We start from the raw sequence: 22,556 nt of genomic DNA, 5'->3' as shown, positions 1-22,556 counted from the left end.
CCCTCCATTTATCTAAAGTAACAAACCTTATGCATTCATCCAAAGAGAACTTTCCAAACAGCACCTTCTATAGTAATTACTACACCATATCGTCTCACATTAAGCTCCATATTATGTAAATGAGTTATAAGATAGCTCGATTATTTCATCGATTGTGCCTTTAAACTTAATTTAAATCAGGTACAAAACATACATAATTGGGAAATATATAAGATAAGTATGAACCTAGGGGGGATGGATTTGAGATATGGAGTAATTTCTGCATGTGACCATTATGATTGTAGTTATGGGAAAGTAGAATTTATTATGGATGCTTTATCTGAGGAGGCGGCTTGGGTTTCAGCTAATGCTCTTAATCGCACATCAGAAGTACTTTGCCCATTTTGTAAAAACAGACTCGGTTACTTTCCAGAAATTACTGAAAATAAATAAATTTGAATAAAAAAATTAAAAAACCTCCGCCAAAGGCGAAGGTTTGAGGCCCACCACGGGGCATTTAAGTGTGTTTCTTAGGCCCACCATGGGGCATTAGTTCATTACATTTCTTACCTAATGTAATTTTATCCTAAATAGACAGCTTAGTCAACATTTTTTTTGTTTTTCTTTATGAATGTCTTCAACAGATTGGATCGCCGATTGTATTTCTGCATATGCTTGTTGACGGATATCTTCTCTTGATTTTTCAACTTTATTTGAAGCATCTATCTGTGCAACAGCCTCCACCCAGTTCTTTAACAATTTAATTCTAGAGGTAGCCGCAGGTAACATGTATGGGGCTCTTTTTATAGAGTGAATTTTTTCATCGCCATACAACTGATAAGTTAACTCACCTTTACTATTGTCAACTATTCGTACAGGTCGATTTAAATGATTAAATTGAATTTCTGGATCACCTAAAACTGGTAATGTATCCAAAAAACTTTCACGAATAAATTCATTGTACAGGCTGCGTTCCTTCAGCCCATATATTCGAAATCCATCCTTAATACGATTTTGTTGCACTGGTGAAAGTTTTACATTTTCTCTACTGTTTGTTGTTGGGTTTAAATGTCTAACCTTTCTGATTCTTTTACGGCTTATACTCGTAATTTGACTCATAAGAACGACAGTTTCTCCTTGTAAAAATCCGACCCTTCCTATATTGAATGTCAAATCAGTTTCTATTGTTTTATGAGATTTGAAACTTGTGGTTGGAATAATGCTTACATTATCCCTTTTTCTCTGTTCCTCCCACACAATACCATAATGGAAGTTATCCAATTCAGAACCTAAACCAGCAAAATCGACACATACGATTGTGAAACTAGTTGTAATAGGTTTTATTTCACCTTGCTGGTTTTTAACGGTATCTCTATTAGCTGACTTTATGTATCTTTCTATTCGGGAAAGAGTATCCCCCCTTGTAACAGAAGGTTCTCCAGAATCATCAGTGATATTAGCCAGCAGGCTAGTTAACTGTCGAACTTTTTCATCCTCTAATAATTGTTTGTAAAGAGATAATATGTGATTCTTCTCATGATCAGGCTTGTTTAATAAAGAATGTAAAACTTCTTCTAACATTGAATCACTTCTTTCTAACATAGTTTATGACTGTTTTCTAAATGTATCGTCATTATACTATTTTTTTATGAAATTAGAAAAACTCTACTGAAAATGTAGTATGGTGCTCCAATATAATGTACTTCTTAATTTTCCCCCTTATTTCAATTCGTTAATACACTTCGATGAACCCTGAAGTGTTGGCGTGTTACCCTGAAAGGGTCAAAAAAACATGCTATTTGAGGGGGAAAAAGGTTGAATCGCTTTGCTTTTATGATGCTCGTTATACTCGCCACTTCGCTTATGGGTTCATCCTTTGCTGTGGGCAAAATCGGATTGACTTATGTCTCACCCATTCTGCTGGTCGGCATTCGATTTACGCTCGCTGGAGGACTAATGGCGCTCTGGGTGCGAAATAAAAATCTTCCCGTGACCGCGCCTGACTGGCTCCGGTTATTCGTCATCGCTCTGTTCCAGACGACGGGTGTGATGGCCTGCATTTTCCTGAGCATGCGCACTATTCCTTCCGGGCAGACATCCATTCTCACATTTACAAATCCGCTATTGGTAGTTCTTCTCGGGAGTGTATTTCTTGGTCTGAGATATAAGGTATACCAGTGGTTTGGGGTGCTCATCGGTATAACAGGAGTTTTCATCACGCTTGGTTTCCATCTTCAATTCTCCGGAGGAACGTTACTGGGTATGGGGTCTGCCTTTTCCTGGGCGATCGCTACCCTCTTGGTCAAACAATGGGGCTCACACTTCAGCACATGGGTGCTAACGGCATATCAGATGTTATTCGGCGGACTAACGCTGTTATTGCTCAGTTTTACCATGGAATCAACAAAACTCATCCTGAACACCACGTCCATAGGGGTGATTCTATATCTGGCGATCCTCGGTTCCATTGTGCAGCTCGCTACGTGGTATTACCTGTTAAGCAAGGGCGATCCGGGCAAGACAAGTGCGTTTCTGTTTCTTGCTCCATTTTTCGGGGTCTTATCCGGCTGGCTGCTTCTGGGCGAAGTCATTCGGAATTACGTCTATATGGGCGGGCTATGCATATTCCTGGGTATCTTTCTGGTAAACTGGACGAACAAATAATAAGAATGTATTGATGAAATAAAAATATTCATGCCTGATTTTCGGCGATGCCCTGCGCATCGTTTTTTTATAATATCAATAAGGATAAACTCTACTGATATAAGGACGTGCGCCCAATGATTTCTGCTGAACTGAAAGAACAATACTATGAGGCTCTGGTTGCCAAGGATTCGGAATACGAAGGTTTATTCTATGTAGGCGTCAAGACGACGGGTGTATTCTGCCGGCCTACATGCCCCGCGCGAAAACCAAAATTCGAAAACTGTGAATTCTACGAGACGGCGCAGCAGGCATTGCTTGCTTCGTATCGTCCTTGCCAGCGCTGCCGCCCGTTGTCTCATCCCAATCAGGTATCTGATGTGGTACGCGTATTGGTGGAAGCCGTGGAGAACCATCCGGAGAAACGCTGGAAAGGCCAGGACTTCAAGGCATTATCCATCGACGAATCGACGGCCAGACGTCAGTTCAAGAAGCGATTTGGCATGACCTTTGTGGAGTATGCCCGTGCCCGCCGTATGGGACTGGCCCTGAAAAATATTCGCTCCGGTCGTACGGTCATTGATGCCCAGCTGTCCACCGGCTACGAGTCTGGCAGCGGGTTCCGGGATGCCTTCTCGCGAATCATGGGCGCAGCGCCTACACAAGTAGATGAAGAACATGTATTGAAGGCGTCCTGGATCGACACACGTCTTGGACCCATGATGGCTGTAGCCGATGAGAAAGCATTATATCTGCTCGAATTCGTGGATCGAAGAGGTCTGGAGCGCGAGGTGGAACGATTGCGCAAACGAACGAAGTCAGCCATTGTACCTGGAGTAACAGATCCGATTCGTTCCATTGAACGGGAACTTGCACAGTATTTTGAAGGCACGCTAGCTGTATTCCATACCCCGTTGTTCTGGTTAGGAACACCATTCCAGAAGAGTGTATGGGAGCAATTGATTGCGATCCCGCCGGGGGAGACGAGGTCATATCAAGATATCGCGAATGCACTGGGTAAACCCACAGCATGTCGAGCGGTAGCACAGGCCAACGGAGCTAATCAGCTAGCTATTGTTATTCCTTGTCACCGTGTGATCAATGCTAGTGGTGAACTGGGTGGCTACGGAGGAGGCCTGACACGCAAAAACTGGCTTTTAACTCACGAGAAGCAGGGTAGCTGAGTACTCAATAGATAAGAAAAGAACGGCAAGTGATATGAAGGATACAGCTATGTAACGGAGGAGATAAGTCTTATGAGTACCCTACAAGAAAAAGCGTTGATGTTCCACCACTCCCATACTAAAGGCAATCCATTGGTTCTGATCAATGTCTGGGATGCCGGGAGTGCACTCGCCATCCAATCTGCTGGAGCAGCAGCAATCGCTACTGGAAGCTGGTCTGTAGCTGCTGCCCACGGTGAACAAGATGGAGAAGCGATGCCATTCCAGCTGGTACTGGACAATCTGGCCCGGATTACAGCGAGCGTGGATTTGCCTGTTACGATCGATATTGAGGGAGGGTATGGCAGGTTGGCGTCAGAAGTGAAGGGAAATGTGAGCCAAGTGATCCATCACGGTGCGGTAGGCATCAATATTGAGGATCAGCTCCCCTCTGGCGCGGGACTGTACGCTGTGGAGGAGCAATGTCTGAGACTGTCGGCTGCCCAGGAAGCTGCGGAGCAGGCAGGCATTCCTCTGTTCATTAACGCCCGCACAGATATCTTTTTGCAAAATGCACCTGAACGACACAATCACGCTCTCCTGGAAGAAGCACTTATTCGCTCCAAGGCATATGCAGAAGCAGGCGCCAGTGGTCTGTTCGTTCCGGGCTTACAGAATCAACAACTGATTCAGGAATTGTGTGAACGTTCGTCGCTTCCGGTCAATGTGATGGTTACATCCCATGAACCCTCACCGAAACAACTTGCCGGGCTGGGTGTGGCACGCGTAAGTTATGGTCCTTATCCTTATCTGCAAGCGATGGAATACCTGAAAGAACTGGGGCAAAGTATTCTATCTGGAAACTAACACAAAGTCGCGCTTCTCATTTTTCACCAGAGGGAAGCGCACTTTTTCACAATATTCAATTAATGCTACTATTACAAGCGATCATCTATGATGTGAATCCTCAAACAGGTGCTAAACTGCGCCTGTTTTTTGATGCTTATCTTTTCACCTATGTATGTTATAATCACCACTACCGAACACTAACAGGAGGAAAATATGCTTAACGTTGAACAAAAGCTTGAAGTGCTACAATCGTATCCCCAACTGCAACGCAAAGATGTTTCTCTCGGCCGTGTTAATTTCCACTACGAAGAAAGTGCGTACGAGAAAAAGATTGTTGCTCTCCATATTCATCCTAATGGTAACGGTTATATCTATGCAGGGCTGCTGCCCAACTATGAGACCGATAATAAAGGATTCGTCAATATTCGTGATTACTCCGAAGCAGATCTACGCACGCTGTTAGATGAGACAATCAAAGCGATGTCAACCAATCCCAACGCAGTAGAATTAGAAGAGCCAGAGCCAGAACAAGCAAAAGCTGCTCCTACATTGGCTACAACCTCTACTGCTGGCGGAACATGGATCGATGAAGATGGACATACACTTACTTTAAAATATGAAGATGACATGTGGTATGTGTATTCCGGTGTTAATCTGGATATGGCTTTCGAAACGCGTAGCGAAGCAGGCGAGTATCTCAAAGAAGAAGGATTCAAACCACAAGCTCAAGCTTAACTCATACAAAAAAACACGAGGCGTGTATGTACGCACTCGTGTTTTTCTGATCTTATCAGTCTTTTCTGCCTTTCATTGTAAGCGGCGCATTCTTCATCATGGGGTACGTGCTCAGAAGCAAAGCACCTCCAATGACCCCCAGAGTGGTGAACAACGTCATGCGATTGACCCCCGCAATCCACAACATAAACTCACTAAGATCGGTCAAAGTAAATACCAGCGTGACGATTAAGCTAAATCCAAAGAACAGACTGAAAAAATTGCGCATCCCCAATCTGATCCAACAGACGGTTGAAAAGATGGACAGTCCCAGCACGAGAAAACCAATCATCAGATCGATCCACAAATAGGAGAAAAAATGATATTCGCTTGAGTACAGCATGCCTGGTTGATAAAAGGTTACGCGAAGTGTTCCATATTCAAGGAGAAGATGCGTAATAAAATAGATTATATTCAGGATGGTAATTGTGCCTATGACCATCCAAACCGAAATGATATAGAAGGATTTCATGAACTGAATGCGTGTACTCCCTATACCTATCGCAACCGGAAACAAGGTAACGATTCCCGCAATCGCAAAAGCACAGATCCCTCCATACATTGGACCACAAAGTTGTGTAGTATAAGCAATATCGAAGATGAATCCAATGGCCAGATAGACTACAGTAAGCATAAGGGTGATGAAGGAGAAGATCATCAAATACCAGCGCATATCATCCAGAATCAGCCGATTCGTACCTTTCACCGAGTTCATCGCTTAATCCCCTCCTGATTACGCGTCCTGTTAACCAAATAATCCTGTAATGTCGCCTTCTCAATGGAAAGCCCCTGCGTATGAGCGATGTCTTTCCACGTTTTCGAGTATGGCTCATCAATCATCACTTTCAAGGTCGATCCCATCTGGGAAGATTCTATGACCTTCACGTCTGCGGTGACTCGATTGATATCTTCTATTCTCCCTGTTAGAAGAACTCCTTTTTCGCGCATCTCTTCCATCGACTGATTAAACAACACTTCCCCTGCTTGCAGAACGATAAGGGACTCACATAAAGGCTGAATTTCCTCAATATGATGGCTTGATATTAGAATTAGACGCGGGTTATCTTCATAAGTCTCCAGTAAAGCATTGTAGAAATATTTACGTTTCTCAGCATCAAGTCCATTGGTGGGCTCATCAAGAATCGTTACCCTTGCGTTACTGGCAAGACCAAATATCATCTGAGCGGCGGTCTTCATGCCTTTTGAGAATTTGACGATTTTCTTCTTCTCTGGTAATTCGAAGATGTCGATTAGTTGCTCGGCAAGAGCCTGATTCCACTGAGGATGGAAGTATTGACCGAATCGAACCATGTCCTTGATCGTCCAATTTCTACCCAGGGGATGGTTCTCCTGGATATAACACAGGTTCTCCTGCGCAGCCAAGTTATTGTATGGATCCTGGCCCATCACTTGGATGGTTCCAGCATCAGGTCGGTTATGGCCTGCGAGTAGACTCATCAGGGTTGTTTTGCCGGCACCGTTTCTTCCCCACATTGCACTGATGATCGGCTCATTTTCATGCAAAGTAACGTTGTTCAGAACCGGCGTTTTTGTTTTCTGATAGCTGTAGTTCATCTGCTCGATATGAATCATAACTCACTCTCCTTATCCTTCTTGCCGCGAATCAAATCAATAATCATATCCTCATTCATGTGAATCCGTCTGGCCTCTTCAAGTAAAGGTTTAATATATTCCTCGTAGAAATGCTGTTTTCGCTCAACAAGCAACGCTTCCCTGGCTCCCTTCGCAACAAACATTCCAACACCCCGCTGTTTGTAAATGATACCTTTGTCCACGAGCATTTGAAGCCCTTTGCGTGCCGTGGCTGGATTAATATTGTAAAAGCGAGAGAGCTCATTGGTAGACGGAACCTGTTCCTCTACCTTCAATCTGCCGTCTACAATGTCATCCATAATCATCATGGATATCTGATGAAAAATGGGCTGAGATTCATCCAAATTCGATTTCATGCGATTCCAACTTTCATTCATCGTTAATTAGTTAGTCGGTTAGTTACTCATGCGACTAACTATAGTATACGGAAACCAATATGTAAATAGGCGAACCACTAATTAATCAAATTTTTCATTTTGGCTCGATTGTATTGATTAATAAGACCGTCCAGAACTACAGATTGCTGGATGACTTCAGGATGAAGCAAACTTCCGTATTCCGACTGTAAGCGGTGAAGCTGTTGTCTGGCTTCTTCGATCTGTGACATTAACTCCAAGCAATCCATAGTACCCCTCCTTTTTGTCATATTTTAGTTTATTATGCCAATCGATAGGCCGCAAGGGGTACGACATACTTATTCTTCCACCAGACGCAAAAAAAGACGCCTCTGAATGAATATTCAGAAGCGTCCCTTACCAATTTTTTAAGTTCCGAATCCGTGGTCAGCAGTTCTCATAATGCCGGGGTCTGGAACTTCCTTGACTGAGACAGGTTCCGTAGCAGGAGCTACAATGTAAATAAAAATACTACATGTAGCTATCAGCAAAGCCAACTTTCTCTTCATTGAGTTTCTGCACCTCACTAATGATCAATTTGTATTGCTGTTTCGCCGTCTCAGTTGCAAACTCCCTATATTGCTCAAACAGTCCGACACCTCTAAGCATACCTCGTCCACTGCTAATTTCAATAGAGAATCGCAAACTATCCAGAACAAATTGTATTCCTGTGAAATACTCGTCTTTCTTTAAATAATACGCAGCGAGATCTGCTAAAAGACGTAGATATCGATCATCTGTAACCTGTCTGCTAACCTTTCCAATTCGGTTGCTCTGTTCCTGGTACGTAAAGTATGATTCATACTGTTCGAGCACATCATCAATATTTTTATCATAGCGATTGGCAGCAGTCACAATATCACAAAGCGCCGGGAAAATTTCATTTTCTTTTGTTGAGATGTAATTCAAATATTCAGGCAATACATCAAACTGTCCGCTCATTAATTGATATATATAACGGTTTCCCTCAGCCCATTCCTGAAACTGATTCATAACTACCATCTCGTCTTGATTAGGGTTCTTCACCCAACTGTTATCCGTGTATAAAGAAACATATTTAAGCGCGCCTTGATAGTCTTTAAGTTGATAGCACGCACTACCTGAAGCCAAATAAGAATACAGAATGTAAAACACAATCGGTCTTTTGGTTTCTTCCTGTTTCCTTCTCCCATTAAGCTCATAATGGATGGTTGCTTTCACCCTAAGCTTCTCGGACAGCTCCTGAACTTTATTCCATCTGTGCAAAGCACCAAAGGCATTAATCAGTTCGTTGAGCGCATCCAGTTGATAGCGTTCATCCAACCGATCCACATAGTATTCGAATTGGGCCGCGATGATTAGATTTCGTTGCTGATCATTGCTCAGCCCCAATCTGAATAGTCGATACTGACATAGTGCAAGCCGTTCAGAGTGTTGCATTTTCTCACTCTCGGCTATCGTTTCATATAGTAGAACGGCCGGTTTGAATTTACCAGCATGGTAGAATTCTTCAGCCAGATCAAATAACAAAGGAATATAAGATAGATTATCCATCATCAACCGGATAACATCTTCAATACAATTCAATTTATCCAATTCTGCACATCGATGAAGGAATGGTCCCAGTCTTCGCCAGTCAGGGGCAGCATGGACAAAACACTCATCTATATACAATTCATAGAAGTAACCTTCTTCAAGTCTCATAGCTGAAGTGATTCGATCCAGCTGCTGCATCGCAATCGGACGATTCTTATTCAAAATGTTGCTCAGCGTACCCGAGTTAATTCCTGACATTTCCGAAAAAAGACTAATGGACATCTGCTCACGCTTCAGATAACTCTCTAAATGATCGCGTATCGTGGTTGTCGGCTCCAAACTAACACCACCCTCCAAAATAAAAAACCATAAACAGGATTAACGGTATGCAAAAGTAATTATATGTAATAATTAAGCAAGGGTCAATAAGATAAATTCAACTAATTTGTATTAATTACAAAATAATCCTTTTGTTAAAATAGAGGCCCTACCCTTATTTTATACCGGGAACGAATAAGCATCAAATAAAGGATAAAATAAAAACACGAGCGCTATATACGCTCGTGTTTTACATGCAATACAGCAGATCATTCTGCTATGTATTGATTTGGATTTAAGGCAGCACATTGCCAGCTGCACGATAGATTTCGTACCACTCTTGGCGTGTAAGGTGAACATCGCCAGCTTTGATGCAATCCTGCAAACGCTGGATGTTCATTGTACCTGTCACGGGCTGCATTTGTGCCGGGTGACGTAGCAACCAGGCAATTGCGATGGTCGTGTTGCTCACTTCATATTTTGCAGCAATCTCATCGATCTTCGCATTCAGTTCCGGGAACTTATCGCTGCCCAGGAATACGCCTTCGAAGAATCCGTATTGGAACGGGGACCATGGTTGAATCGTGATATCATGCAGGCGGCAATAATCAAGAATACTGCCATCACGGTTAACCGCGGCATCGTTCTCCATATTTACGTTGATTCCACTGTCAATCATCGTGGTATTGGTAATACTCAACTGCAGCTGGTTGGCTACCAGTGGCTGTTTAACGTATTTTTTCAACAGTTCGATCTGGTTCGGATTCTGGTTGGATACCCCGAAGTGACGCACTTTGCCTTCGCGTTCCAGCTGGTCAAAGGCTTCAGCCACTTCTTCCGGTTCAACCAAGGTATCCGGACGATGCAGCAACAAAACATCCAGGTAATCGGTTTTCAAGCGTTGCAGAATGCCATCCACCGAATTCAAGATGTGCTCTTTGGAGAAATCAAACATGCCTTTGCGGATACCGCATTTGGATTGAAGAATCATATTTTCACGAACCTGGGGATTCATCTGCACAGCCTCTGCAAAGATCTCCTCACACGCCCCGTTTCCATAAATATCAGCATGATCGAAGAAGTTCGCGCCTGCTTCCATGGCGGAATGAACAAAATGTTCAGCTTCTTTGCTGCTTAATGAATTAATTCGCATGCAGCCAACGGCTACAACCGGTATTTCGAGTGCGCTGCTGCCAAGTTTAATTGTTCTCAAGATGATTTCCCTCCATATTCGAATAGTATCGTACATTCATTCTCATGATCTTTGCCAACTAGTATATACTTGTCTTCCGTCTATGATTGTGACACAGAACTGCAATCGGTTTCAATGGAATTTTAGAATTCTTATATGGAATAATGGAGGTTTTTTTCAGCATCGTTCCCCCACCTATACTTCTTCCGGGACTATCACTTCAATATGCCGGGGCAATACACTGATTTGAATGGGCAGAGAAGGCCCTTCTTCCCCATCCACATTTGTGCGAATGGCTTCTGTAGAACGGACATGAACTTCTTTTGCCGTAAAATAATCAACATCCTTATGGTTCTTCAGGTTGCCAAACAACAGGGACGTTCCGAGTGTTACCGTATTAAAGACATTCATGCTACGGATCACAAAACAATGTATTAATCCATCATCCACCGCTGCTTCCCGGGACAATTTCTCAAAACCTCCAACCGAATTGGTCAGTGCCGCGAGAAAAAGTGGAGACTCCCCTTCCCAAAACTGCCCGTCATACTCAATAGTTAGTGGCTTGGCCGGTGTATTCATCAGGTCTTTTAATCCTTCTTTCAAATAAGCGAATGAACCCAGCTTCGACTTCTCTTCCGATGATACCGAAAACAACGCCTCTGCCAATGAACCAGCTGCCACCACGTTGGCAAACAGACGATCATTGATTTTACCAAGATCCACCTTATGGATCTGCTCCGAACGTAACTGCCGAATGGCTTCCTCCGGATCAAGCGAGATATTCAGCGCACGCGCAAAATCATTCACCGTACCCAGCGGCACCACACCCAGTCTGGGACGATGCTCCTGATCCATCATGCCGTTAATCGTCTCATGCAGCGTCCCATCTCCTCCGATGGAAATGACGAGATCACAGCCATCTTTGCAGGCACTCAGACAGTAGTTGGTCGCATCTCCCTCACCAGCCGTCTCATTGACCACCACTTCATACTGCTGTGATTCAAGAATTTCTTGTACCTGGGACACATATTGCTGAGCCTCTTCTTTACCCGACGATGGATTACTAATGATCATGGCTTGGCGCATACCTGCATCTTCTCCTCCAAATGGCATTCTTACTTCATCTATACCCTTTCTGCCATGGAGTTGAATAGCATCTGGGGGAGTTGTACAATTTTTTTTGAAAAAGATGGCTGGAAGAGTGCAGTATGGGGTTTGTATCATATAGAATAGAAGTAGATGTTCTACCTGTCATGAATTTCTTGTTCCTTTTGCCCTATGATGGGTTAATAACTATAGATGTGTTTTTATTCGTGCCTGCATAAGTTAAACTGGTCCATTTACACTTACCACTCCGATGGCAGAACAACCTTCCGATCACTGTTATCCCCGGATTTCCTTGATTCCCTTTTTCTAAAGGGAGAAATCCCGTGATAAAGGTGACCGCTTCGCTTCTTCAGGTTATTTCTGCCCTCTCCGTTATCGTGTAAATATTGTACTTACCTTATATATCATCGAAAAAAATCAATCTGTTCGGAGTATTTTAAAATCGGAATCGGAGGGAATTCATGCAATGAGAAGAATGACTCTACTATTTCTAGTCTTCATCCTGAGTCTTGGGGCGGCTGGGCAAGCGATGGCCTATACTACGGCAGACTTGGGCGAAGGAATCATCAAAGATCCTGCACTGGAGAACGGACTGAAGCTGATCCTGAACAAACCGGTAGATGCCCCTCTAACCTCCTCCGATCTGGAGCAGTTGCACGTAGTGGATCTGAGCAATGCAGGCATTCAAAGCCTGTCCGGTCTGGAATACGCCACGAATCTGACTCACCTCCGGTTATATGGCAATGAGATTGAAGACCTAACACCGCTGGCGCATCTGACTCGGCTTCGCGAGGTTGACGTTCGCAATAATTACATTACATCGATTGATGCACTGGCTGATTTGAAAGACCTGGGACGGCTGTATATCAGCAACAATTCCATTTCTTCCATAGAAGTTGTACGTGGATTCACCCGATTACATACGTTTCACGCCAGCGGTAACCAGATTACTAGTCTCTCCGCACTGGCGGATGCAGATGATCTTCAATGGCTTGAAATCTCGAATAATGCGATAACGCACCTGACACCACTGGCGGATAAAAGAAAACTGAAACAGCTCAATGTGGCCAACAACCACATTCATACACTGGATGTACTAGCTGATCTGCCGAATACACTTCAGAAGCTGAATGTGGCAGGCAACGAGATCTCCGATCTGATGCCCTTGAAGCATATGACACGCCTGCAGGCGCTAGACTTCTCCGGGAATCAGGTTCAGCATCTGGCACCCTTGGAAGACCTGGTAGGGTTGAAAGAACTGAATGCGGAGTCCAATCAGATCTATGATCTGGAGCCATTACGCCAGCTGTCCAAGCTAGAAGTACTGAAACTGTCCAATAACCGGGTGTGGAATCTGTCACCGATTGCCGGTTTTACTTTTACAAGAAACAGCTCTGCAAATACTAATACGATAACGGATATCTCTGCTTCCACTTCCTTATCCTCCGGTACGCAGACCTCGGTCTCTGAACCGGAACCTGCCGGACTTACGGTGCAAAATAATTATCTGGATGTTGCGAACGGCAGTGACACGATGCGGCTTCTAAACCAAATGAATGTGCGGGAGCAGAAACGTACTCCACAGGGTAATTTTCAGCGGCTTATTGAAGGCTCTACCACAGCCTATGTCGGGGATCGTGCTTACGCACTGGAGGCTGCACCTTTTATCGATGAGGGACGGACCTATGTACCGCTCCGTTTTGTCTCCGAGCAGTTGAATGCCAGCGTGAACTGGAATCCGGATACACAGGAGGTTCAGATTGCGCAGAATGATACAACGATTCATTGGACGGTGGGCAACAAACAGGTGGTTGTGGACGATACGCTTGCTATAAATGATGCACCCCTGTTGATGAAGGATGGAAAGGCGTTTGTCCCGGTACGCTTTATTTCGGAGCAATTCAATACGACGGTTGCGTATATCGGAAGCAGCAAAACGATTCTGATCTTCGAAAACAAAGCACAGGATGAGAGTGTACAACCTTAATTAAGCAAAGCATAATCAAGCATCAGGCACTTATCTCCATTCCGAATTCGATTCAAACCAAAGAAATAGCGCCATGTTCCCTACTTGATGTGGGGGACAGGCGCTATTTTCTTATGCAAAACTACGTTAAAAACATGAATACGCTAGCCTCGCTTAAGGATTATTGGCGAGATAATTTCTCAACCATTGGAGCGCTGGACGCTCTGTACCGTTGCTGTTCACCAAGTGAGAACCAGATACCCAGGTTTGATTCTGGTTGTAGCCCCACAGTGTTACACCTTTAACAGCGGAATGCTGCCATAGTACAGGGAATTTCTGTTGATAACGTTGTAATTGGGTATTGTCATCTCCCGTCATGTCTAGCTCAGACACATAGATGGGCAGGCCCGTTGCTGCCAGCTTGTTCAGGACGGTGTTCATGGTGCTCACCGAAACCGTATCCATATTAAAGTAATGGGCCTGAATACCAATACCGTCGACCAGACCTCTGCTCTTCAGGATATTAATGATCTGTATATATTGATCCGCTGCATTGGGATCACCGATAATGCCGTATTCATTGATTAATAATTTGGCGTTTGGAAAGGCTTGTCTCGCCTGTTGGAAAGACCAGATTACCCAATCCCATCCTGTCGCTCCATCCCCACCAATGGCGTTGCGATAGGAAGGCTTGGCATGCAACGGTTCATTGACCACATCGACAAAAGCTGCTTTGGGATAACGCTGGCCTGCCGCTTGGATCCACTGTGTCACTTCAGCCTTCTGATCTGCAGCGGATAGACTGTTAATCCATCCAGGCTGCTGATTTCCCCATACAAGGGTATGAAATTTAAATGGAAAGCCATTGTTAACTGCATAGTTATACGCCATGTCTGCCTGAGACCAGTTCATCACGTTACGCGTGCCTTCAACGGCATCCCACTTGGTTGAGTTCTCCGGAGTTACCTGATTCCAATATGGACTAAAATTCGAGGGAACACTGCTTGCTATAATATTGCCCAAAAACTTGCTGCCTTTCGACAACCCTGCACTTACACTGCCGACCGAGACCGAGGCGGCGAGTACACCTACCAACGCCAGTGAACCGACAGTTTTAAACCATTTGGACTTGAACATGATCTTCCTCCTTTAAAGTTAAAATACGCTAAAAATGTAAGCGATTACACAAATCATTTTACTGGATAATTATGGTTTTAACCATATAAAAAGTATAGTACCTTCTTTGAAAAGTATAGATTTTGGGCTTTACCCTATTTGAATTAGCCAAGGTTCTTTTACCTTTTATATTTACAAATCTATAAATATAGATATAATGTAATCCAGTGAACCAAACCTTACGAACAAATCTTACAGAAGGGCTCAACGATATTTATTTTCAATATATTATATCTATTTATCTGTATATTTAAATTCATTGGAGGTACGCTTTACATGAAATCACAACAGGTTAATCCGTTACTCATCCTCATTCTGGCGCTGGGTGTATTCGCCATCATCACTACAGAAGTAGGCATTATCGGAGTGCTTCCTCTGATCACACAGAAATTTAACATCACCGCTGCACAGGCCGGATGGCTGGTAAGTATTTTCGCTCTCGTCGTTGCTGTGTCTGGCCCTTTCCTGACTTTGCTCGTATCTGGTATCAATCGTAAAACCATTTTGTTAACTGCCGTGCTATTGTTCGCCATTTCCAACGTAGTATATGCCTACACAACCCGATTCGACATGATGCTAATCTTTCGGATTATCCCGGCCATTTTCCATCCAGTCTTCTTCTCCGTTGCTCTCGTCACGGGTGCCAAGCTGGTCCCACCGGAAAAAAGCAGTCAGGCCGTTGCCAAAGTCTTTACCGGAATCACTGCCGGCTTTGCATTTGGCGTGCCCCTAACTTCCTATCTTGCGGAACGATTCTCGTTGGAGGCTGCGTTTTGGTTCGGAGCGGTTGTCAGTATCATTGCTTTCATCGGTATATGGATATGGTTGCCCTCGATGCCTGTGCAAGAGAAGATGTCTTATGGCAAACAGATCGGCATTTTGCGGAAACCTGCGCTGTGGCTAAATATTGCTACTGTCATTTTTATTTTTGCAGCGATGTTCTCCGTATACAGTTATTTCGCCGAATACCTTGGGCAAGTCACCCGTATGGGCGGTTCATGGATTAGTGTGATGCTCTTGGCCTTTGGTGTTATTATGATCGCCGGAAATTTGGTATTTGGACAGCTTCTGCATCGGAATATTCCGAGGACCGTTCTCCTCTTCCCGGTGCTATACATGGCGGCTTATTTACTCGTTTTCTATGCAGGTACCTACTTCATTCCGATGATTATCATGGTGTTCGTCTGGGGTGCGATTCACTCTGGCGGTCTGATTGTCAGCCAAACTTGGCTTACGACGGAATCTCATGAAGCGCCGGAATTCGGAAACAGCCTCTTTGTCTCTTTCTCTAATCTGGGGATTACCCTCGGTACCTCCATTGGTGGCTGGTTCATTGCCCAACTCGGCATCCATCAGGTCATCTGGAGCGGAATCATCTTTGGTTTGCTTGCTTTGGTATCCATCGTTGTCAAAATAAAATTTTTCACCTCTCGTAGTGGTAATTCAATTGAGACGGTATAAGAGTTAAGTGATCCGATTAGGAATGGAGCATTTTACGTTCAAGTATTAACTTCATCTGGGCATCCAGTTGGTAAGGCATTGATATGGGATCGGTAACTGCGAATTCCGTATACTCCGTCATATACACCTGGTTTTGCCTCACTGCAGGCATTTCCTGCCACCAGATGCTGCTCGACATATGTTGATACCGCTCCGAATCCAGTACCGTCAGGAATAAGTGGTCTCCTACATAGGATGCAACTTGCTCCTCTGAGATCATGAGATAAGCCTGACGGTCAATTAATTCCTTCTGTATACGTTCAGGTGCCTGGAGTCCAAGGCCATCATACAGATTGTAGGCTCCTCTGCACCAGTAATTCCCGAATACATAGATTGAGTCATCGCGTATTTCCATCACAGAGAACGTATCCGTACTCTGAATCATACCTTTCAACCGCGATCTCAGGCGCTGTGCCTTGCGCTCATATTGCTTCATTACCTTCTCCGCTTCAGTCCCCTTACCAAAGACCTCACCAAGTTTCTGTAACAATACGAATGGCTTGTCGTCGTTCTGTGAAAAAATATATGTCGGCGCTATTGGCGACAACGTATCGTACTCCTCCTGATTTCCAACCAGAATCATCTCTGGCTGCAAATAGGAAATTTCCTGCGGGTCCAGCGGTACGCTGTTGACCTTATGGAAACTCGTACTCAACTTGCTTAGGTAATGCTCATTGGCTAGATTTTTGGCAACCGCTGCTGGGCGGATCCCAAGGGCAAGCAGATGACCGAGGCAACTCATCACACAGATGTTAGATGAACTTTTCCGATGGTTAAGAATGAACTGGCCCGGTGAGATTCCTTCCATCTGTTTAAATCGACGATTGAAATAGTATTCATCCCGATATCCCACCATAGCGGCCACCTCCTTCATACGCTCCCCGCGTAATAGCAGTTGTTTGGCATGTTCCATCCGCAGAGTTGTCATATAATCGGACAGATTCGTTCCTGTCAGCTGCCTGAACCAATGGGTAAACCTCCGCTTGCTAATCCTGGCCTGATCTGCCAACTCATCCACGGTAATTTCCTCATTGTAGCGGCCTTTTAGCTGCGTAATGATCTCGGATATGTTCGCTCTCGTATGCTCACTGGAGACTTCTCCTTCGTGTTCATGGGTATCTTTCAGTACCATGCTCATCAATCTCTGAAACTGGGTGTGAATGCCGACTCGTTGTTTGCGATCCTGCGCCATACGGCGGTTTTCAATGGCCCGGATTCGCTGCACTATGGATCGAAATCCGGCCGTATCCATTTCGCGGGTCTCTATAAGGGAAGGGGACATTTGGCGCTCAGGATCATGCAATGTAAATGCAATTAACCACACGGATAACAACGCCTCTTCATTCATCCGAATCTCTACAGTGTGTCCCGCATTGATGACCAGGGGCACCCCATATTGCAGTTCATTTATCTTACCATCGCAAATGAGCAGACCTTCCCCCTCCTCGACCACGATCATGAGGTCGGTGGTTAGCGTTTGTCGTGGAATGCCATCATTAAGCGATAGATGTTGTAGAGCCAACCCGTGAAGTTCGTAATAAATGTCGGGAACAACGTACCGGGTTTTGAGATGAGTCAGATCCACAGCTAGCTCTCCTTTTTTCTGATAACCATTATCAATTAGATTCATCATAACCCAACTCTTCCTTGGTTATCAATGACCGAAACTTGCCCACAACCAGCCTATTAATGCAAAAAAAACGTCCTATTATTCCATTGAATGCACCCTTGAACGGCATTACACTTGGTTTATTGATAATGATTATCAGTAAATGTTTAACCATACAGGGGGATATTCATGATACACAAAATGTCGAGATTCACCACGTTGCTCACCTTATGTTTGATTGTATTGGTTGCAACAGCTTGCGGTAAAACAGCCGATTCAACAAGTAATACAGCACAGACCACCAGCCAAACTGAGGAAAAAGGAACCCAAATGGCGACCGATGCCTATGGTAACCAGGTGGAGATTCCCATAGCGCCCAAACGTATCGTATACACAGACAACACCGTTGGGGATCTATTAATTTTTGGTATCAAGCCTGTAGGTGTGGTACAGCAAGGTCTGCAATACGCGACGTATAAAGACGAACTGAAAGATGTTGCAGATATCGGCTGGCCGCCAAGTCCGGAGAAGATTGTGGAACTTCAGCCCGATCTGATTATTACATCAACTCCCGACCAAAAGCAGAATGAGACGCTCTCCAAGATCGCTCCGGTTATCCTGACCAATGAATGGGACCCTATGCCTGATCGGATCAAGCGACTGGGCGAGTGGCTCGGCAACAAGCAACTACCTGAAGAATTTCTCGCACGTCATGAAGCTGAGATTGTGAAGATGTGGACCGCACTGCAGCAGGATGGCACCATTCAGAAGGACGAGACGGCATCCGTATTTCAATACATGATTGGCCAGAAAAGATTGAGTGTGTACACGACCAGTTACCTGACCGGTTTTGTCTATAACAAGGATGGATTCAAGCCAACCACAGCGATTCAGAAAATGATTGATAACCCGGATGACTATGGCTATGCCGATATTTCCACCGAACAGCTGCCCGAAATTGCCGGGGACCGGATTTTCATTGTGTATTACAGTGACGAAGAATTGAAGGAAGTTGAGAACATGACCAAGGGTCCCGTATGGAGCCAACTACCCGCTATCAAAGCCGGTAAAGTATATTTCGTGAATGGTGGGCTAGGTATATCAACAGATCCGCTGGCGAGGGAAGAACTGATCAAACAGCTCCCTGTGATGCTCAAAAAATAAAGGGTTTCTGCCCAACGAATCATGGAGGTTAGCGATGAAAGATTCACTTGAACGATATGATGTGACCATCATCGGCGGAGGACCCGCCGGGTTATACACGGCTTTTTATAGCGGAATGAGAGAACTGAAGACCAAGGTCATAGAAGCACAGGATGAATTGGGCGGAAGAGTCCTGACCTATCCTGAGAAAATGATATGGGATGTTGGGGCCATGCCCCCAATTCGTGGGGAACAACTCATTGCCCAGTTGATTGGACAAGCCCACACATTTGATCCGACGATTGTGCTCGGCCAGCGGATTGTCGGCATGGAGCGTCAGGAAGATGGAACCATCCTGCTCACCGCTGATCACGGTCAGCAACATCTGACCAGGACCGTTATTCTGGCCATTGGCTATGGCGAGCGCCAGAACGTCAAGCTTGAGATTGAAGGAGCAGATCGCTTCGAGGTGACCAACCTGCACTACACGGTTCAGGAGTTAGAACGATTCCGGGATCAGCGGGTACTAATTTCGGGCGGAGGAGATTCCGCTGTGGACTGGGCCAATGAGTTGCAGTCCATTGCCAGCAGCGTAACGATCGTTCATCGCCGGGATCATTTTGGCGGTCTGGAGCGAAGTGTTACGATGATGAAGAACTCCTCCGTCCAGGTTCGGACACCCTATACCATTGAAGCGCTCCACAGCAGCGACGGGACACAAATTGATCGTGTATCCCTCCTCCATACTGAGACGTCAGAGCGAGAGCAGTTGGAGGTTGATGCGGTCATCGTCAATCACGGCATGAAGTGCAATTATGGTTCCATCCGGAATTGGGGTCTGGATCTCGGTGAGTGGAACCTGGAGGTGGGAGCCGAGATGACGACCAACGTTCCCGGTGTATTCGCTGCAGGCGATTTTGTAGCCTATGATAGTAAAGTTGAATTACTGGCAGGCACTTTTACCAGCGGTATTCTCGCACTAAACAGTGCTAAGCGATATATACAACCAGATGCTTCACTAATGGCATATGTATCTTCACACAATGAGCTGTTCAAAGAGAAAAACCGGGCTTTGGGTATGGTTGAGGAAGAAGTTTAAACATATAAAAGAAACGTGTAGTGACTGCTCCGATCATTCCTTGTGGTGTTTCCATGGAATGATCGGAGTAGTCTCTTTTATTTGTCATTTTGTGGTTTACATTCACCATTTGTTAATCTAGTATTAAATCCAATTACAGATATCTTTACATAACACTAGATAACAAGGGAGATTACAACATGCGCAAATTTTCACCGAAACGTTACGCCGGATGGCCCTTATCATTCCTCTTATGTGCCTCCATCCTCTTCGCACCTTTTGCCTCCACTCCGGCTCAGGCTGCTGAAGCAGACAAGGAAACCAAGATTACGTTGCTGGGAACATCAGACATTCATGGCCGATTTATGCCGTGGGACTATGCCCTGGACGGTCCAAATCCAACAGGCAGCATGACGCAGTTGTACACGATTGTAAAAAAAGTACGTGCTGATAATCCGAATACGATTCTGCTGGATGCAGGCGACATGATTCAGGACAACTCGGCTGAACTGTTCAACGATCAACCTCAATCTCCCATGATGGTCGCAATGAACGAAATGAAATATGACGCATGGGTTATGGGAAATCACGAATTTAACTTTGGATTGGACGTATTAGAGAAGATTTCCTCACAGTTCAAGGGACAACCCTTGGTAGGTAACATTTTCAAAGAAAACGGCGACCGCTACATGCCTGCTTATACGATTATTGAGAAAGATGGTATCAAGGTTGGTGTCATCGGAATGAACACACCTATGATTACGGAGTTCGAGAAAGGTACGGATCACCTGAATGGCATCATTGTCAAAGATCCTGTAGAAGAGACCAAGAAGGCCATCGCTGAGCTGAAAGGCAAAGTGGATGTCATGGTTGGACTCATGCATATGGGACTGGATAACGAGAACGGGAACCCGGGAACCGGGGTCACGGATATCGCCAATGCCAACCCGGAGCTGGCTGCCATTTTTGCCGGACACATGCATACCCTGATTGAATCCCAAACGGTTAACGGCGTATTGATCTCCGAGCCGAACAAATATGGTTCACATATTTCACGGATTGACCTCACGTTTGCCAAAGAAGGCGACAAGGTTGTACTGAAAAGCAAGGAAGCACAAGCACTCGCTGTAAAAGCAGCTGATGGCTCTTATGAAGTGTCCGATCCCGGACTGGAAGATACACTGCATCCGTTTCATGAGTTCGCTCGTGCTGATGCCAACATTGAAGTAGCTGAACTAAAAGGAACCAACCTGGTGCCAGCAGATGAGATCAAAGGTATTCCTGCTGTGCAGATTCAGGAGACACCACTCTCAGACTTCTTCACTGAAGTCATGATGCATTATAGCGATGCCGATGTTGTTGCACATCAGATCGATAACGATAAGGCCAAGTTGGATGTCGGACCGATCAAGAAAAAGGATATCGCGTTCAACTACCAATATACCTTTGGTGAAGTAACGGTATATGAAGTGACCGGACGTGATCTGAAGGATTACATGGAATGGTCTGCGGGTTATTTTAACTCCACACGTCCTGGTGATGTAACGATCAGTTTTGATCCGAAACGACGTGCTTCCAAATACAGCACCGACGATTTCTTCGGCGGAGTGACGTATGAGATTGACCTGACCAAGCCTTACGGCAGTCGGATTACGAACCTAAAATACAGTAATGGCAAAGTGGTTAAAGAAGACGATACGCTCAAGCTCGGCATGAATGCCTACCGGATGGAAGCCCTGATTGCCAAAGGTGGGGCACTGGAAGGACGTAAGTTCAAGCAATTATGGTCCTCCAAGGATGCTTCAGCATTTGGCGAGATTCAAGGTACGATCCGTAATCTGTCCATTGCTTATCTCAAAGACGTGATGAAGGGCGTTTACGAACCGAAAATCCAGCACAACTGGAAAATCACCGGTGTTGATCTGACAGCACCTGCACGTGCAGATATCGTAGAGCTAATTAATGCTGGCATCATGTCTGTTCCTACAACAGAAGATGGCAAGTATACCAATATTGCGTCCATTAACATTTTGGATACGGTGACTCAAGAAGAAATGACCGCACTTGCCTCCAAAGCGAACGTAAGTATCGCGAAATTCTCTGGCGTGAAAACCAAAGGTGAGTTCTATCAAGAGCTGAATAAAGCTCGTAAGGCGTCCACTGGCAGTGGTGAGGAAGAGACTACTACACCTGAGAAGCCGACGACACCAACAGTACCGAAACCAGACACATCGAAACCTGGAAAACCATCGACATCACCAGGTACAAGTAAACCGGGTACAGTCGTTAAAGGTAAACAAGCCAAGGTTACTGCGGCCTACCTGAACATGCGCTCCAGCGCTTCATCCAAAGCCAAAGTAGTTACTGCCGTACCGAAAGGCACCGTCCTTGAAGTAATCAGTACAGATAAGTATGGCTGGGTCAAAGTGAAACTGGATGGACGCGTAGCTTATGTCTACGGAAAATACGTAACTATGCTGAAATAGACTTCCAATTGACGACTTTAGGTAATTAATCTATTAATAAGAAAGACCT

General features: G+C 44.9%; 20 protein-coding genes. 10 read left to right on the top strand and 10 right to left on the bottom strand.

All coding sequences use genetic code 11. The features are described from left to right. The first annotated feature begins 240 nt into the window (after positions 1-240). Positions 241-432, top strand: coding sequence for a hypothetical protein (locus tag CRO25_RS33105; protein WP_143806604.1), 192 nt, complete (start codon positions 241-243; stop codon positions 430-432). A gap of 150 nt (positions 433-582) precedes the next feature. On the opposite strand, the gene CRO25_RS26640 is transcribed toward CRO25_RS33105, so the two are convergent. Beyond that, entirely contained in the window at positions 583-1,560 is a 978-nt protein-coding gene (locus CRO25_RS26640) for a type II toxin-antitoxin system PemK/MazF family toxin (RefSeq protein WP_079697066.1), read from the bottom strand. Positions 1,561-1,794: 234 nt separating this feature from the next. Here CRO25_RS26640 and CRO25_RS26635 point away from each other — a divergent pair, with 234 nt between their 5' ends. The 4 genes from CRO25_RS26635 to CRO25_RS26620 all read left to right on the top strand — a co-directional run bounded on the left by CRO25_RS26635 (position 1,795) and on the right by CRO25_RS26620 (position 5,369). Then, positions 1,795-2,643, top strand: a complete 849-nt coding sequence (locus tag CRO25_RS26635; RefSeq protein ID WP_079697065.1) for a DMT family transporter — start codon at positions 1,795-1,797, stop codon at positions 2,641-2,643. A 116-nt stretch (positions 2,644-2,759) separates the two neighbouring features. Then, entirely contained in the window at positions 2,760-3,806 is a 1,047-nt protein-coding gene (locus CRO25_RS26630; protein WP_079697064.1) for a bifunctional transcriptional activator/DNA repair enzyme AdaA, read from the top strand. Between the two features lie 72 nt (positions 3,807-3,878). After that, positions 3,879-4,652 carry an isocitrate lyase/phosphoenolpyruvate mutase family protein gene (locus tag CRO25_RS26625; RefSeq protein WP_079697063.1) on the top strand — a complete coding sequence of 258 codons (774 nt, stop codon included), beginning with the start codon at positions 3,879-3,881 and terminating at the stop codon, positions 4,650-4,652. A gap of 195 nt (positions 4,653-4,847) precedes the next feature. Further along, positions 4,848-5,369 (top strand): hypothetical protein, encoded by a 522-nt coding sequence (locus CRO25_RS26620; protein WP_063565849.1) that lies wholly within the window; start codon positions 4,848-4,850, stop codon positions 5,367-5,369. Between the two features lie 55 nt (positions 5,370-5,424). Here CRO25_RS26620 and CRO25_RS26615 read toward each other — a convergent pair whose 3' ends face one another. The 7 genes from CRO25_RS26615 to CRO25_RS26585 form a co-directional block, all read right to left on the bottom strand. After that, the gene (locus CRO25_RS26615; protein ID WP_063565848.1) at positions 5,425-6,123 is read right to left on the bottom strand and encodes a hypothetical protein; all 699 of its coding nucleotides are present in this window, start codon (positions 6,121-6,123) and stop codon (positions 5,425-5,427) included. Continuing rightward, entirely contained in the window at positions 6,120-7,001 is an 882-nt protein-coding gene (locus tag CRO25_RS26610) for an ABC transporter ATP-binding protein (RefSeq protein WP_079697062.1), read from the bottom strand. The genes CRO25_RS26615 and CRO25_RS26610 overlap by 4 nt, the downstream gene beginning before the upstream one ends. Further along, entirely contained in the window at positions 6,998-7,378 is a 381-nt protein-coding gene (locus CRO25_RS26605) for a GntR family transcriptional regulator (protein ID WP_063565917.1), read from the bottom strand. Before CRO25_RS26605 ends, CRO25_RS26610 begins: the two co-directional genes overlap by 4 nt. A 98-nt stretch (positions 7,379-7,476) precedes the next feature. Then, positions 7,477-7,647 carry an aspartyl-phosphate phosphatase Spo0E family protein gene (locus CRO25_RS26600; protein ID WP_072733860.1) on the bottom strand — a complete coding sequence of 57 codons (171 nt, stop codon included), beginning with the start codon at positions 7,645-7,647 and terminating at the stop codon, positions 7,477-7,479. Between the two features lie 241 nt (positions 7,648-7,888). Further along, positions 7,889-9,271, bottom strand: coding sequence for a transcriptional regulator (locus CRO25_RS26595; protein ID WP_079697061.1), 1,383 nt, complete (start codon positions 9,269-9,271; stop codon positions 7,889-7,891). A 274-nt stretch (positions 9,272-9,545) separates the two neighbouring features. Then, a complete protein-coding gene (locus CRO25_RS26590) occupies positions 9,546-10,463 on the bottom strand; it encodes an aldo/keto reductase family oxidoreductase (RefSeq protein WP_063565845.1) in 918 nt (305 codons plus the stop codon). Positions 10,464-10,637: 174 nt separating this feature from the next. Beyond that, positions 10,638-11,528, bottom strand: a complete 891-nt coding sequence (locus CRO25_RS26585) for a diacylglycerol kinase family protein (RefSeq protein WP_079697060.1) — start codon at positions 11,526-11,528, stop codon at positions 10,638-10,640. A gap of 487 nt (positions 11,529-12,015) precedes the next feature. Between CRO25_RS26585 and CRO25_RS26580 the strand changes: the two genes are divergently transcribed. Beyond that, positions 12,016-13,536 (top strand): leucine-rich repeat domain-containing protein, encoded by a 1,521-nt coding sequence (locus tag CRO25_RS26580; protein ID WP_079697059.1) that lies wholly within the window; start codon positions 12,016-12,018, stop codon positions 13,534-13,536. A 153-nt stretch (positions 13,537-13,689) separates the two neighbouring features. Here the strand turns inward: CRO25_RS26580 and CRO25_RS26575 are convergent, their stop codons facing one another. Further along, positions 13,690-14,652: an endo-1,4-beta-xylanase gene (locus tag CRO25_RS26575; protein WP_079697058.1), complete on the bottom strand. Its 963-nt coding sequence runs from the start codon at positions 14,650-14,652 to the stop codon at positions 13,690-13,692. A 315-nt stretch (positions 14,653-14,967) separates the two neighbouring features. Between CRO25_RS26575 and CRO25_RS26570 the strand changes: the two genes are divergently transcribed. Continuing rightward, on the top strand, positions 14,968-16,152 hold the full coding sequence (locus CRO25_RS26570) for an MFS transporter (RefSeq protein ID WP_079697057.1): 1,185 nt from the start codon (positions 14,968-14,970) through the stop codon (positions 16,150-16,152). 16 nt (positions 16,153-16,168) lie between these two features. Here the strand turns inward: CRO25_RS26570 and CRO25_RS26565 are convergent, their stop codons facing one another. Beyond that, the gene (locus CRO25_RS26565; protein ID WP_079697056.1) at positions 16,169-17,824 is read right to left on the bottom strand and encodes a helix-turn-helix domain-containing protein; all 1,656 of its coding nucleotides are present in this window, start codon (positions 17,822-17,824) and stop codon (positions 16,169-16,171) included. A gap of 165 nt (positions 17,825-17,989) precedes the next feature. Here CRO25_RS26565 and CRO25_RS26560 point away from each other — a divergent pair, with 165 nt between their 5' ends. From CRO25_RS26560 to CRO25_RS26550, 3 genes are all read left to right on the top strand, one after another. Then, positions 17,990-18,964, top strand: a complete 975-nt coding sequence (locus CRO25_RS26560; RefSeq protein WP_063565837.1) for an ABC transporter substrate-binding protein — start codon at positions 17,990-17,992, stop codon at positions 18,962-18,964. Positions 18,965-18,998: 34 nt separating this feature from the next. Further along, a complete protein-coding gene (locus tag CRO25_RS26555; protein WP_064641577.1) occupies positions 18,999-20,042 on the top strand; it encodes an NAD(P)/FAD-dependent oxidoreductase in 1,044 nt (347 codons plus the stop codon). A gap of 179 nt (positions 20,043-20,221) precedes the next feature. Then, the gene (locus CRO25_RS26550; RefSeq protein WP_079697055.1) at positions 20,222-22,507 is read left to right on the top strand and encodes a 5'-nucleotidase C-terminal domain-containing protein; all 2,286 of its coding nucleotides are present in this window, start codon (positions 20,222-20,224) and stop codon (positions 22,505-22,507) included. The last annotated feature ends 49 nt before the right edge of the window (positions 22,508-22,556 follow it).

It is taken from the genome of Paenibacillus sp. RU5M, assembly GCF_900221055.1.
Classification (GTDB): Bacteria; Bacillota; Bacilli; order Paenibacillales; family Paenibacillaceae; genus Paenibacillus; species Paenibacillus marchantiae.
This window is presented reverse-complemented; position numbering and strand designations above follow the sequence as displayed.

Excerpts from the sequence above, each read along its gene's own strand:
- CRO25_RS26560 (WP_063565837.1), top strand. The coding sequence starts at position 17,990 with ATGATACACAAAATGTCGAGATTCACCACGTTGCTCACCTTATGTTTG.
- CRO25_RS26610 (WP_079697062.1), bottom strand. The coding sequence starts at position 7,001 with ATGATTCATATCGAGCAGATGAACTACAGCTATCAGAAAACAAAAACG.
- CRO25_RS26630 (WP_079697064.1), top strand. The coding sequence starts at position 2,760 with ATGATTTCTGCTGAACTGAAAGAACAATACTATGAGGCTCTGGTTGCC.
- CRO25_RS26620 (WP_063565849.1), top strand. The coding sequence starts at position 4,848 with ATGCTTAACGTTGAACAAAAGCTTGAAGTGCTACAATCGTATCCCCAA.
- CRO25_RS26580 (WP_079697059.1), top strand. The coding sequence starts at position 12,016 with ATGAGAAGAATGACTCTACTATTTCTAGTCTTCATCCTGAGTCTTGGG.
- CRO25_RS26625 (WP_079697063.1), top strand. The coding sequence starts at position 3,879 with ATGAGTACCCTACAAGAAAAAGCGTTGATGTTCCACCACTCCCATACT.
- CRO25_RS26600 (WP_072733860.1), bottom strand. The coding sequence starts at position 7,647 with ATGGATTGCTTGGAGTTAATGTCACAGATCGAAGAAGCCAGACAACAG.
- CRO25_RS26550 (WP_079697055.1), top strand. The coding sequence starts at position 20,222 with ATGCGCAAATTTTCACCGAAACGTTACGCCGGATGGCCCTTATCATTC.
- CRO25_RS26605 (WP_063565917.1), bottom strand. The coding sequence starts at position 7,378 with ATGAAATCGAATTTGGATGAATCTCAGCCCATTTTTCATCAGATATCC.
- CRO25_RS26640 (WP_079697066.1), bottom strand. The coding sequence starts at position 1,560 with ATGTTAGAAGAAGTTTTACATTCTTTATTAAACAAGCCTGATCATGAG.
- CRO25_RS26555 (WP_064641577.1), top strand. The coding sequence starts at position 18,999 with ATGAAAGATTCACTTGAACGATATGATGTGACCATCATCGGCGGAGGA.
- CRO25_RS26615 (WP_063565848.1), bottom strand. The coding sequence starts at position 6,123 with ATGAACTCGGTGAAAGGTACGAATCGGCTGATTCTGGATGATATGCGC.
- CRO25_RS26570 (WP_079697057.1), top strand. The coding sequence starts at position 14,968 with ATGAAATCACAACAGGTTAATCCGTTACTCATCCTCATTCTGGCGCTG.
- CRO25_RS26585 (WP_079697060.1), bottom strand. The coding sequence starts at position 11,528 with ATGCGCCAAGCCATGATCATTAGTAATCCATCGTCGGGTAAAGAAGAG.
- CRO25_RS26565 (WP_079697056.1), bottom strand. The coding sequence starts at position 17,824 with ATGATGAATCTAATTGATAATGGTTATCAGAAAAAAGGAGAGCTAGCT.
- CRO25_RS26575 (WP_079697058.1), bottom strand. The coding sequence starts at position 14,652 with ATGTTCAAGTCCAAATGGTTTAAAACTGTCGGTTCACTGGCGTTGGTA.